We start from the raw sequence: 12,432 nt of genomic DNA on the forward strand, positions 1-12,432 counted from the left end.
TCCCTTAATGGATAGGTGGCCAAATGTTTTCTATTACCTATCCGTTCGGCTAGCTATTATTTGTCGAAATGATTTGCTAGCGTTTGAATTCATTGACGAGTCGCTGAGGCATGGAAATGGAGCTGAAAGATATTGGTAATACGCCGCTACTCGAATTGGCAACACTTTCTGTGAATGGAAATAGGGTTTTCTCTAAGTGTGAGTACTTGAATCCATCGGGAAGTCATAAGGATCGCACCTATTTAAATATTATCAATAAATTGGAGAAGGCAGGCGTCCTTAAACCTGGTATGACGCTAATTGACTGTTCTACTGGGAACGGAGGGGCTGCACTCGCTTGGATCGGCAGGTTGAAGGGATACGGCGTAAAGATATTCATGCCTGAAGGTATGACCGAGGAGCGGAAAACACAAATACGTACCTATGGGGCGGATATAGTAGAGACTCCAAAAGAGTCTTTTTTGACGGGAGCAGTTCTCCAAGCAAAAGCGTATCTATCCGAGAACTCATCGGAAGAGTTTTATTATCTGGATCAGTCTAATAGCCTGTTGAATAAAGACAGTTGGCGGTGCTGTGGGAAAGAAATCGTGAAACAGTTGAGTGCACAAAATATCGTGCCGGATTTCTTCGTGTGCTCAATCGGTACGGGCGGCACTTTTTCTGGAATCGCTGAGGTATTGAAGCAAACGTACAGCGGGATTAAAACAATAGCGCTGGAGGTTAGCAACTCTGCGCCTCTGTTTGCGCAAAGAAATAATTTGGCGTTCAATCATCGCTCGCACAATTTGATGGGTTTGGGCGCAGGAGTTTTATCAGCGAATACAGACTCCGGTCTAGTTGATGAAATACGAGTGATTGATGATGTCGACGCTTGGGCTCGGATGAAGCACTTCATCGCGTCAGAAAAAATACCCATTGGACCAACCTGCGGAGCCAATCTACTGATGTGTGACGAGATCGTTCAAGCGCATAAACGCAAGAACATAGTCACGTTATTTTTTGATAGCTCTTGGAAGTATGCGAGTCGCTGGGATGGGTTTTATCCTGAGTACAGTGAGGTGCGCCATGTTGCTGGAAGAAATTTATAAAAAAGCTAAAGTTGTGAGATCTGGAAAATCTCTGACTACGGTCAATGAGTTTACGGATCAGATACCTGCTTTGCGGCCGGAAGTTTTAATTGAGGTCGCGCATAAAATCATCAAAGTCATGGAGCGTGACGTTTCGAAAATTGTCACCGAGGAAGATAAGGGGGCCGCGTTGGCAACCACGGTCTCATTGTTGACGGGTATACCTTTAGCCATGGCCAGGTGGTATTCCTACAGTCTTGGTGGTTTCAATGAGCAAGTGGTCGATATTGACTCCGAATACTACAAGGGACAGTTGTATCTCAACGGCGTCGAAGTTGGCGATCGAGTCATCATCATTGACGATACGCTAAGTTCCGGCGGTGCGGTAATTGCGCTGGTAGACGCTGTGAAAGGGGCGGGTGGTGAAGTGGCAGATGTTGTCTGCGCTGTAGAGAAGGTTGGGAATTTTGGGGTTGAGAATGTAGTAGGTGCGACTGGGATTACCGTTAAAACTATTTTGAAAGTGTTGGTGAGCGAAGATCGAGTAACGGTTGAATGAAAATGCGCGCGCGGGTGGCTAAATGTTGATGCAACGAACCGGGTTAATTATCGGCTTGGTGTTTTGCTTGATCAGTGCGGCATTCGATGTTTATGTTGCGTTGGTCACGCAGTCGATCAGCACGTTGAACGTTATTTTTTATTGTTTTACAACGTCAGCCTGTGTCTTTGGTGTTTGGGCGGTTTATCGAAATCCCAATTCATTGTGGTCAAAGCTCAGAACCCAATGGCGATTGATCGTTATCATCAATCTTGCGGTTCTGTGCAATTGGGGCGGGTTGTTTTACGCACTCCGGTATCTGGAGCCAGCAGTAGTGGGAGTCGCCTCCGTAGCCTGCGGCCCTGCACTCACGTTGATTGTCTCCCTGCTGACCAATCGTAGCGTGAAGGTGGCCGTAGTCGATGCGGTGGTTTCATGGCTGGTGCTCATCTCGGTAGCGATCATGTTGTTCAATTCCCTTGCGGGGGACAGCGGTGTAGTCACCACCACCGCTGTGCAGCGGGTGCTCGGTATCGTTAGCGTATTGACGTGCGCGTTGGGCACGGTCATGTACACGGTTTTTTCTAAAGAGATGTTCGCTCGTCAATGGTCGGTCTACGAGATTTTGGGTGTCAGAAACATCGCGATGGTGGGTGTCTGTGCCGTTGCGATTCCTGCTACAGGAGGCAGCTTTTTACTCGATAGTGGATGGGTTCTGCCTATGGCTATCTTGGTGATAGCCGGACATTTGCTGCCGATTTACCTGATTCAGAAAACCATCTATTACCTCACGCCTATTCACGTTTCCCTGGTATTGCTGACGCTTCCTGTGTTCGTTTTTTTGTTCCAGTACCTGGATTCGAGAGTTGAATTTTCTGTAGCCAGCCTCTCAGCCGTAACAGTCATCATCTTTTTGCTGTCGTTCAGGTGGTTGCATGCGCTGAAACGGGAGATCGTATGAAAATTGTGATAGTCGATGGGTTCTCATCGGGTAAATTTTTAGCGAAGCAATTGAACGACCATGGCTGCGTGCTGGTGCATGTGGCTTCATCAGCAACACTGGACGGCTATTATTATCAAGGTTTTGATTGCACGCTTTATGAGCAGATGATCGTCAATAGCGATTTTGGAATGACCTTGGCTGAAGTCCAACGCTTCATGCCACAGTTCATCCTCGCGGGTGCAGAAACGGGTGTGCTTCTGGCTGACGAGCTGAATGAGCAACTGCAGCTGCCTTATCGCAATGATTTCGACAAAACTAACGCACGTCGAAACAAGTACGAAATGATCCATTGCATTACCCAGGCGCAGTTGCCGGCCGCAAGGCAGTTCATTACTGATAGTTGGCGTCCTGCACAAGAGTGGATCGATGAACACGGACGTTTTCCTGTGGTCATCAAACCCCTCGAGAGCGCAGGCGCCGATGGGGTGTCTATTTGCGAGGATATGTGCGCGTGCAAAGCTGCTATGGAGCGCCTGTTAGGAACGACCAACAAGCTGAATATACCTAACACGCGGGTCCTGATTCAGGAATACCTGGCGGGACTGGAGTATGTGGTGAACATGGTATCGCTCGACGGGCAACAACTCGTCACTGAAGTCGTCCGTTATCGAAAGCAGCGAACGCCGACCGGCGGCGTACTCTATGACATTGACGAACTGATTGGGCCCGATTCGATGGTTTATCCGATTCTGGTCCAATACACACGAGCAGTGGTGCAGTGCCTGGGGATCCGAAATGGGCCTAGCCATGCGGAGATTATGTTTACTGAAGACGGTCCGAAACTGGTGGAAATTGCTGCCCGCACTGACGGCATTCTTCGGCCTGGGGTTTCAAAGGTAACTACTGGCCTTGGTCAGATCGATGCTGTGGTTTTATCCCTCATGCAGCCTGAGTTATTTGAACAACAACTGGCGAGGAAGGTCAATTATCAGCGTCTGCAACATACCTACAATGTTTGCTTGATAAACCGCTCAGAGGGGCGTTTTGAAAAAGATGGGTTCTTGAGGGAGTTACTCAAGCTTGAGTCGTTTTTCGAGGCAGTGTTTTACGTTGAGGACGGCCAGCAGATCGGCGTGACGCAGGATGTTTTCAGTCAGCCGGGCACGGTGTATCTGGTACATGAAGACCCCGCCGTGCTCGAGGCAGATTACCACCAGATTCGCATACTTGAATGGCGGGGGGCTTATCTGGCGGAGAGGTAGCCGTTCGCCATGGATCACCTCATTGTTTCATTCTGTGAAATGCTGGATTGTACAATCTGGTGATTCCATCGCAGGGTTGTCCATAAGAAGATCGCTTCCCTCGACGCGAATACTCGGTCGACAACGATCTGGAGTCTTTCATGCCTGCTATCAAACTGTATGGTTTTCCCTTGTCTGGCCACTCCCACAGAGTCGAGCTGATGTTGTCCATGCTGGGCTTGCCCAATGAATTTATCCTGGTGGACCTCAAACAAGGCGCCCACAAAGCACCTGCGTTCATCGCCAACTTCAACAGCTTCGGCCAGGTACCGGTGATCGATGACGGAGGTATTGTGCTGGCCGACTCCAATGCGATTCTGGTCTACCTTGCCAGTACCTATGGCAAAGGGCAGTGGTTGCCAAGCGATCCCCTCGGGCAAGCGCGGGTCCAACGCTGGCTCTCGGCCGCCGCCGGTCAACTCCATGCTGGGCCCGCCACGGCGCGCTTGGCCACGGTGTTTGGCGCCGAGGTGGACACTGTCAGCGCGATCAACCGTGCCCATGCCTTGCTGGGCGTGATGGAGCAGCAGCTGGGCGAGAGCCGCTTTCTGGCCAGCGATCAGCTAAGCATTGCCGATATCGCGTTCTACACCTACGTGGCCCATGCGCCGGAAGGCAACGTGTCGCTGGCCGACTACCCTGAGGTGCGTGCCTGGCTTGCCAGCATCGAAGCCTTGCCAGGGTTTGTCGCTATGCCGCGCACGGCGGTGGGGCTGCAATCACAGTAACGCTCAAGGGATGCCGATGGACCGATTTCATGAGATGCAGGTATTCCTGGCGGTGGCCGAGGAGGAGGGTTTTGCGGCTGCTGCGCGCCGCCTGAAAACCTCGCCCCCCAGCGTCACCCGCGCCATTGCAGCCATGGAGCAGCGCATCGGCACGCAACTGCTGGCACGCACCACGCGCAGCCTGCACCTGACCGATGCCGGCCAGCGTTACCTGGAAGATTGCCGGCGCATCCTCGCCGAACTGGAAGAGGCCGAGGAAGCGGCAGCGGGCAGTTACTCCATCCCTGGCGGCCAGTTGACGGTGACCGCACCGGTGCTGTTTGGCGAGTTGTATGTGGCGCCTGTGCTGGGGGAGTACCTGGACCAGTTCCCCCTGGTGAACATCAGTGCCTTGCTGGTCGACCGTGTGGTCAATATGGCCGATGAAGGCGTCGATGTAGCGGTGCGTATCGGCCATCTGCACGAACCCGGGCAGCAGGCGATCAAGGTCGGCGAAGTGCGCCGGGTGGTGTGCGCATCGCCGGCTTATCTGGACCAACATGGGCGCCCGCAGCGACCTGAGCAATTGCGGGAAGCCAGGATCGTCTCCTCATCGTCCAGCCAACTGGTCAGTGAATGGACGTTCGTCGACGCCGGGCGGCCGCTGAAGATAGCCATTGAGCCGCGTCTGAGCGTTACGGCGAACAATGCCGCAATCAACCTGGCGCGCCTGGGCTGGGGCATGACGCGGGTGCTGTCCTATCAGGTGGCGGCAGCGGTGGCGGCGGGTGAGCTGGAGCTGGTGCTGGAGGCTTTCGAACCGGCGCCGCTGCCGATCCACGTGGTGTTCCAGCAAAACGGCCGCATACCGGCCAAGGTCAACACCTTTGTGGATTTCTTAAGCCATCACCTCGGGCAGGACCCGGCCCTGAACCCGGCGACGAAGCGGCGCACCTGATGGAGCGCTTTCGCGATATGCAGCTGTTTGCCGCGCTGGCCGGGCAACCCAGCCTGGCGTCGGCGGCACGCCATGCAGAGGTTTCCGGCCCGACCCTGGTACGAGCGGTTGCGCGCCTGGAGGCACGCTTGCGGGTGGTGTTGCTGCAACGCAGCACACGTGGGGTCAACCTCACCGATGCAGGCCAGGCTTACCTTACAGACTGCGTGCGCTTGCTGGCAGCGGTGGACGCGGCCGAAGCCTCGGCCAACGGCGCCCATGTGCACGCCCAGGGCAACCTGCGGATATGCCTGCCGTTGCTGTTCAGCCGCTATGTGATGGCGCCACTGCTGGCTGGCTATATGGATCACTACCCGGCGGTGCGTGTCATCGCCCATTACCACGACTATTATCCCAACCTGCACGAAGAGGGGTTTGACGTGGCGGTGTGGGTGGGCCAATTGCCCAGCTCGTCGCTGATTGCACGGCAGGTTGGGCAAGTGCGCACCCTGCTGTGCGCCAGCCCCACGTATTTGGCGGCCAAAGGCGAGCCCCGGCATCCGGCCGACCTCAAGCAACATCATCTGATTGCCAGCGCTGAAGCGGTGCACTGGGGATTCCCCTACTACACCCTCAAGGCCCGCGCACGCCTCAGTTGCGCCACGGTGCAAGGCGCGATCAATGCGGCGGTGCAGGGCGCGGGGGTGATTCGTTGCCTCAGTTATCCGGTTCATGATCACCTCATAAATGGCCAACTGCGTCGTGTCTTGCCGGCCTTTGAACTGCCGCCTCTGCCGGTGCATGTGATCTACCGCGAAGGCCGCCATGCGCCGATGCGCGTGCGCAGTTTTGTCGACTACTGCGTCACCGCGTTGCGCGAACATCCGGCATTTCAGCTGGCGTAATAGTGGATTGCCTGGGATGGGCATTCTCTGCAGGGTTGGGTAGGCGCAGCATTCGGTTACCCAACCAGAGGTGATCGCCATGAACTCGATCGAACAATCCCCTTGGCATGTCGGCGAACGGCAATTGCAGGAAAGTGCAGGCGTCGCCGAACGCATGGCCATGATCGGGCCGAAGGTCATTCGTGATTATTTGCCCGAGCAGCATCGTGATTTTTATCCGTTGTTGCCTTACCTCATTCTGGGTGTGGTGGACGAACAGGGTATCCCCTGGGCGACCATGCTGGAGGGCGCGCCAGGGTTTGCCCATTCACCGGATCCACAGGCGCTGCAAATCGACAGCCTGCCCGCCAGAAGCGATCCGGCCTCGGCTGGCATCACTCGTGGCGCGTCTGTTGGCTTGCTCGGCATCGACCTCGGCACCCGGCGTCGCAACCGCATGAACGGCCGGATCGGAGCGCTGGATCATGACGGCTTTGCGGTGAACGTGGTGCACACCTTCGGCAACTGCCCCAAGTACATCCAACTGCGGCCTGTCGCTGGGGTTGCGCGCAAACCTGGCGATACAGCCGAGCGCAGCACCAGCCTGGACGCCGCCGCCCAAACGCTGATCCGCAACGCCGACACCTTCTTCGTCGCCAGCTACGTGGACCAGCACGGCGAACGCTCGGTGGACGTGTCCCATCGCGGCGGCAACACGGGGTTTGTGCGGGTGGAAGGCAACGTGCTGACCATCCCTGATTTTGCCGGCAACCTGTTCTTCAACACCCTCGGTAACCTGCAAGCCAACCCGGTGGCGGGGTTGCTGTTTATTGATTTTGAGACGGGCGACGTGCTGCAAGTGGCGGGACGTACAACGTTGATTCTCAGCGGGTCGCCAGTGGCCGAGTTCGAGGGCGCGCAGCGCTTGTGGACGGTGACGGTGGAGAACGTGGTCCGCCGTCCGGCAGCATTGGCACTGCGGTGGCAGTTCGCAGAGTTTTCACCGCACAGCCTAGCAATGGGCACCTGGTAGCCTGGCGCGCTCTCCCTGGCACAACTACCTCACTGATGCAGTGAGATCAAATGTGGGAGGGGCGGTGCGACGATTCGACTTGCCCCCGATGAGGTAGTGTCAGTAGACAGATTTGTGACTGACCCACCGCCATCGGGAGCAAGCCCCCTCCCACATAGGAACGTCATTGCCTGTTGAGTTTGCGCTTGTTAATCAGGCCACCGGGCATTCCCGGTTCAGCGCTTCATCGACCAGCAACTGCGCAATCTCAATCATCTGCACCACCGCCAGCACATGCTTGCGGCTCTGGCCGTCAAGCTGTTCGGCACAGTCGTAGGCACAGACAGTCGCTGACTCCAGCATTTCGCTGGCATTGCTCAAGGCGGCTTCAGTGCTGAGTCCGGGGCGGACGGTGAAAATGACATCGGGAGGTAGTTGTGGGTTGTCATCCGAGGGGGATGGCGGGGGATTGGGTGTGACTTTTTTCATGGCGAAGCTCCTATGAATGAGCACCTCCATTTCGCTACCACACGAAGTAAGGAGGCGACTGTACACGGGGTGGTAGACCGGTCATAGAAACCCGGCAGGCCGAAGCCTCCCATGCACAGCCGCCACAAAGCAGCCCGCACAAAAAAACGCCCTTGAGCGTTTTGGGGTCTATGAAAGAACTGGGCTACCACACCCATTCGCTGATTTTGCAGCGACCCGCGAAGGTTAGCGGCGACACTCATCGGACGCAACCCGAAGTTTGTGTAAGAGCCGTCTGACAAATTCAGTCTATGGAAGGCGGTTAGCCTGACCCGCAGTTTTGCCGTAGTCAGTGTTGGGAAACAGTTGGTTGGTCATCTCGATGATCTTGCTTTGTGCATCAATAAACTTGCCCATTCGGGCGCCGCCGGAGGTTGAGTCATACAGTGCCTGTCCGATCCGCCGACCGTTCTCGAACACCTGAATATCGGCGAAGCTCATATACAACGCCATGTCCCAGCTCCATGTACCGATGTAAGTGGTCGACAACGCGCAATTGGCGGGCGGGGTGCCTGGCGGTAACTCGCGGGTTTGAAAGCCTTTGCTGCGCAATTGGGCTGTGTAGGTGGTGTTGAAGCCTTCACGCAAGCCGGCAGCGGGGATCATGCAGATTTCAGGGGAGTGAACATTAGAGGCGGGAACAGGCGTGACGGTTTGCGTGATGCTGCAGCCGGTGAGGGCGATGCAGGCCAGTACGAAAGCGAGGGCTGTTATCCGGCGCATTGCGACCTCCATGTCATGAGTAGTGGCTGGATGATAGCAGTGATCGTCCAGCGTTGAGCACGATGGTTCGGGTGCAGCAGATCAAATGTGGGAGGGGGCTTGCCCCCGATAGCGGTGGGTCAGTCACAGATGTGTTGGCTGACACTACCTCATCGGGAGCAAGCCCCCTCCCACAGTGGGATGTCATTGCTTGTTGAATTTGCGCTTATTCATCAGGCCAGCGCTTCACCCATGAACATGTTGCTGGATGTTGAACCGTCAGCGTGGGCAGTTTCTCTGGGTTAGCCTTGTCTTCTTACTGACAAACAAGGATTGGTCATGCAACGAAAGGTCATTAATCCCACGACGGTATTCAATTCGCTGCAATACGGTTTCAGCCAGGCCATGGAAGTGCCGGATGGTCGGCGGATCATGCTTTCCGGGCAGGTGGGCGTGGATGCTCAAGAGTGCACTGTGGGCCCAGGCATTGCCGAGCAGACGGCCATTGCGTTGGACAATGTCGAGAAGGTGCTGGCTGAGGTAGGGGGCGATCTGTCCCATGTGATCATGCTGCGGTTGTATATCGTCGAGTCTGCCCGGGATCAGCAGGAACCGATTGCTGAAGCTCTGCGCCAGCGCTTCGCGCATAACCCGCCGCCGTCTTCGTGGATTATGGTCAGTGGGTTGTCGTTGCCGGATTGGTTGATCGAGGTTGAGGCGGAGGCGGTGGTTCCGTTCAGTTAGGCGAGCGCTTTTTTGAAAGCAGCAAGTAGTGGCTGACAAAGACAGCTATCTCACTGATGCAATGCGATCCAAATGTGGGAGGGGCCGGTGTACACCAAACCAGATGTGCACTGCCCCCCCAATCAATACCGAATCATCACCGACTTAAGCTCGGTGTAATCCTCAATAAATGCACTGCCAAACTCCCGCCCAACCCCCGAAGACCGGCACCCACCAAACGGCACTGCCGGGTCGAGCAAGGTGTGCATGTTCACCCACAAGGTGCCTGCCTTGATCGCCGGGATCATGCGCAGGGCCTTGCCCAAATCGTTGGTCCACAGGCTGGCGCTCAGCCCATAGGGCCCGTGGTTCATAAGCGCCAGCAGTTCGTCTTCGTCATCGTAGGGCAGGAAGGTGGCGATGGGGCCGAAGGTTTCTTCGTTGAGCAGGGTGTCGTGCAGGTGGTTGGCGAGGATCACCGTGGGTTCGACGTAGCAACCAGGCCGGTCGATAAGGTGGCCGCCGTGGATGATCGTGTTGTTTTCGGCGCGGGCCTGGTTGAAGTAGCCGAGCAGTTTGTGCTGGTGCTGCTGGTGTGTGACCGGACCGAATTCGGTGTGTTCGTCCAGCGGTGAGCCGATGTTCAGGCGGCCGAGGCGCGTCTTGAGTTTTTCCAGCACGGCGTCGATTTGCGAGCGGTGCACGAAAAAGCGTTCGGCCGCCGCGCAGATTTGCCCCGAGTGCAAAAAGCCCGCTTCGATGATGCCGTCCACTGCCTTGTCCACGTCCATATCGGGTAGGAAGCCGGCGGCATTCTTGCCGCCCAGTTCCAGGGTCGCACGGGTGAGGCCGGCGCCCATGGCGCTGCGGCCGACGGCGATGCCGGTGGGCACTGAGCCGGTGAATGAAACCTTGTGCGTGCCGGGGTGTTCAACCAGCCCCTTGCCGACATGGCCGCCGCCGGTGAGCACATTCAGCACACCCGCCGGCAGCCCGGCGTCGATGGCCAGTTCAGCGATGCGCAGCAGGGTCAGCGGCGTGAATTCGCTGGGCTTGATGATGATGCTGCAGCCGGTCACCAGCGCCGAGGCGAGTTTCCAAATGGCGATCATGGTCGAGAAATTCCACGGCACGATGCCAACCACCACGCCCACTGGCTCGCGCAGGGTAAAGGCGGTGTAGCGCTCGCCATTGAACGACGGCAGGGATGGGGTCAGGGTCTGGCCGCTGAGCTTGGTGGCCCAGCCGGCGTAGTAGCGCAGGAAATGCGCGGCCTGGTCGACCTCGAAAGCGCGGGAGATCTGGATGATCTTTCCCGACTGGCACGTTTCGATCTGCGCCAGTTCTTCACGGTGCTGTTCCAGCAGATCGGCCAATTTGAGTAGCACGTTGCCGCGTATGGCGGGCGCGGCCTGGGACCATCGCTGGAAACCACGGTTGGCGCAAGCGACCGCGGCATCGATATCCGCCAGGTCAGCGTCGGCCACTTCGGCGATTACCTGCCCGGTGGCAGGGTTGATGACGTTCAGGGTTTGATCGGCGTGGCTGCGCACGCTGACACCGTCGATAAACAGCCCATGGCGGCGACGCAAAAAGGCTTCGACTTGAGGCAGCAACGGGATATCGCTCATGGCAGGTTCCTGGCAGTTCACAAAAGAAAACCCGAGGGTAACCAACGCACCAATAAGCGGCTTGACTGTGCCTGCCAGGTTTTATGCCTGTGCCTGCCGCGCCTGTGAAAAGTACAAGCTTGCCTGCCGAACGTGCATTTCCCGCCAGCACGGCCCGTTCGATACTGGCCCTGCATCCAGCGCCGTTCCGCAATCCGGAACGCCTGTCGGACTTCCAATAATAAGCAGGGCCGTCCATGAAAAAGCCAAACCCGCTCCTTGAAGACCTCAAACCCCTTTTGCCGGCCATTGCCGCGAATGCCAGCCGTGCCGAGCAACTGCGCCAGGTACCGGATGAAAATATCGCCCTGCTCAAAAGCATCGGCCTGCACCGTGCCTTTCAGCCCAAGGCCTTCGGCGGCCTGGAGCTGACGCTGCCCGAGTTCGCCGACTGCATCGCCTTGCTCGCCGGTAGTTGCGCCAGTACCGCCTGGGCGATGAGCTTGTTGTGTACTCACAGCCACCAACTGGCGCTGTTCTCGGCCCAGTTGCAGCAGGAAATCTGGGGTGCCAACCCGGATGCCACGGCCAGCAGCAGTATTGCGCCGTTCGGTCGGGTGACCGAGGGCGAGGGCGGGGTGTACTTCAGCGGTGAGATGGGCTGGAGCAGCGGCTGTGACCATGGCGAGTGGGCGATTGTCGGCTGCCGTCGCCAGAACGCCGAAGGCACCCAGGATTACTGCTTTGCTGTGTTACCGCGCAGTGACTATCAGATTCGCGACGACTGGTTTGCGGCCGGCATGAAAGGCAGCGGCACCAAGACCCTGATCATCGACAACGCCTGGGTGCCCGAACACCGTATCCAGAAGGCCAAGGACATGATGGAGGGCAAGTCCGCAGGCATTGGCCTCTACCCCGACAGCCAGATTTTCTACGCGCCGTATCGGCCATATTTTGCCAGTGGCTTCTCCACCGTCAGCCTCGGTGTGGCCGAGCGTATGCTTGAGGTGTTTCGCGAAAAAACCAGGACGCGGGTGCGCGCCTACACCGGTGCCGCCGTCGGCGCAGCCACCCCGGCGTTGATGCGCCTGGCCGAGTCCACCCACCAGGTCGCCGCCGCCCGAGCGTTCCTGGAAAAAACCTGGCAGGAACACGCCGAACACAGCGCCGCCCACCGTTACCCCACGCGGGAAACCCTGGCGTTCTGGCGCACCAATCAGGGTTACGCCACCAAGATGTGCATCGACGCGGTAGACCGCTTGTTCGCCGCTGCGGGCGGGAATGCCTGGTTCGAGCACAACGAGATGCAGCGCCTGTTCCGCGATTCCCATATGACAGGCGCCCATGCCTATACCGACTACGACGTGTGCGCGCAGATCCTCGGCCGTGAGCTGATGGGCCTGGAACCCGACCCGAGCATGGTGTAGCCGCGCCTATCACCCATAACAATAAGGGCGGCCACGAGCGGCCACCCGGGAGT

The 12,432-nt window shown here is 57.3% G+C and carries 13 protein-coding genes; 10 read left to right on the plus strand and 3 right to left on the minus strand.

Annotation, left to right across the window (positions count from 1 at the left end):
* The first annotated feature begins 110 nt into the window (after positions 1-110).
* The 8 genes from TK42_RS06090 (at position 111) to TK42_RS06125 (ending at position 7,410) form a co-directional block, all read left to right on the plus strand.
* Positions 111-1,088, plus strand: coding sequence for a cysteine synthase family protein (locus TK42_RS06090; protein WP_248161688.1), 978 nt, complete (start codon positions 111-113; stop codon positions 1,086-1,088).
* On the plus strand, positions 1,066-1,626 hold the full coding sequence (locus TK42_RS06095) for a phosphoribosyltransferase family protein (RefSeq protein WP_005789578.1): 561 nt from the start codon (positions 1,066-1,068) through the stop codon (positions 1,624-1,626). The genes TK42_RS06090 and TK42_RS06095 overlap by 23 nt, the downstream gene beginning before the upstream one ends.
* Positions 1,627-1,648: 22 nt before the next feature.
* Entirely contained in the window at positions 1,649-2,566 is a 918-nt protein-coding gene (locus TK42_RS06100) for a DMT family transporter (RefSeq protein ID WP_256584518.1), read from the plus strand.
* Positions 2,563-3,810 carry an ATP-grasp domain-containing protein gene (locus tag TK42_RS06105; protein ID WP_103733821.1) on the plus strand — a complete coding sequence of 416 codons (1,248 nt, stop codon included), beginning with the start codon at positions 2,563-2,565 and terminating at the stop codon, positions 3,808-3,810. Before TK42_RS06100 ends, TK42_RS06105 begins: the two co-directional genes overlap by 4 nt.
* A 140-nt stretch (positions 3,811-3,950) precedes the next feature.
* Positions 3,951-4,577, plus strand: coding sequence for a glutathione S-transferase family protein (locus tag TK42_RS06110; protein ID WP_103733822.1), 627 nt, complete (start codon positions 3,951-3,953; stop codon positions 4,575-4,577).
* Positions 4,578-4,593: 16 nt separating this feature from the next.
* Entirely contained in the window at positions 4,594-5,514 is a 921-nt protein-coding gene (locus tag TK42_RS06115) for a LysR family transcriptional regulator (protein ID WP_103733823.1), read from the plus strand.
* The gene (locus tag TK42_RS06120; protein ID WP_103733824.1) at positions 5,514-6,398 is read left to right on the plus strand and encodes a LysR family transcriptional regulator; all 885 of its coding nucleotides are present in this window, start codon (positions 5,514-5,516) and stop codon (positions 6,396-6,398) included. Before TK42_RS06115 ends, TK42_RS06120 begins: the two co-directional genes overlap by 1 nt.
* A gap of 79 nt (positions 6,399-6,477) precedes the next feature.
* Positions 6,478-7,410 carry a pyridoxamine 5'-phosphate oxidase family protein gene (locus TK42_RS06125; protein ID WP_103733825.1) on the plus strand — a complete coding sequence of 311 codons (933 nt, stop codon included), beginning with the start codon at positions 6,478-6,480 and terminating at the stop codon, positions 7,408-7,410.
* Between the two features lie 192 nt (positions 7,411-7,602).
* On the opposite strand, the gene TK42_RS06130 is transcribed toward TK42_RS06125, so the two are convergent.
* Together TK42_RS06130 and TK42_RS06135 are read right to left on the minus strand one after the other, a co-directional pair.
* Positions 7,603-7,878 carry a DUF6124 family protein gene (locus TK42_RS06130; protein WP_078821802.1) on the minus strand — a complete coding sequence of 92 codons (276 nt, stop codon included), beginning with the start codon at positions 7,876-7,878 and terminating at the stop codon, positions 7,603-7,605.
* A gap of 288 nt (positions 7,879-8,166) precedes the next feature.
* Positions 8,167-8,640, minus strand: a complete 474-nt coding sequence (locus TK42_RS06135) for an Sbal_3080 family lipoprotein (RefSeq protein ID WP_043049349.1) — start codon at positions 8,638-8,640, stop codon at positions 8,167-8,169.
* A gap of 318 nt (positions 8,641-8,958) precedes the next feature.
* On the opposite strand from TK42_RS06135, the gene TK42_RS06140 reads away from it, so the two are divergent.
* Positions 8,959-9,363 (plus strand): RidA family protein, encoded by a 405-nt coding sequence (locus TK42_RS06140; RefSeq protein WP_103733826.1) that lies wholly within the window; start codon positions 8,959-8,961, stop codon positions 9,361-9,363.
* Between the two features lie 122 nt (positions 9,364-9,485).
* Here the strand turns inward: TK42_RS06140 and TK42_RS06145 are convergent, their stop codons facing one another.
* Positions 9,486-10,973: an aldehyde dehydrogenase family protein gene (locus TK42_RS06145; protein WP_032880359.1), complete on the minus strand. Its 1,488-nt coding sequence runs from the start codon at positions 10,971-10,973 to the stop codon at positions 9,486-9,488.
* Between the two features lie 236 nt (positions 10,974-11,209).
* On the opposite strand from TK42_RS06145, the gene TK42_RS06150 reads away from it, so the two are divergent.
* Positions 11,210-12,379 (plus strand): p-hydroxyphenylacetate 3-hydroxylase oxygenase component, encoded by a 1,170-nt coding sequence (locus TK42_RS06150; protein ID WP_103733827.1) that lies wholly within the window; start codon positions 11,210-11,212, stop codon positions 12,377-12,379.
* The last annotated feature ends 53 nt before the right edge of the window (positions 12,380-12,432 follow it).

The sequence above is a fragment of the Pseudomonas sp. GZJR-8 genome, from assembly GCF_002916705.1.
GTDB lineage: Bacteria > Pseudomonadota > Gammaproteobacteria > Pseudomonadales > Pseudomonadaceae > Aquipseudomonas > Aquipseudomonas synxantha_A.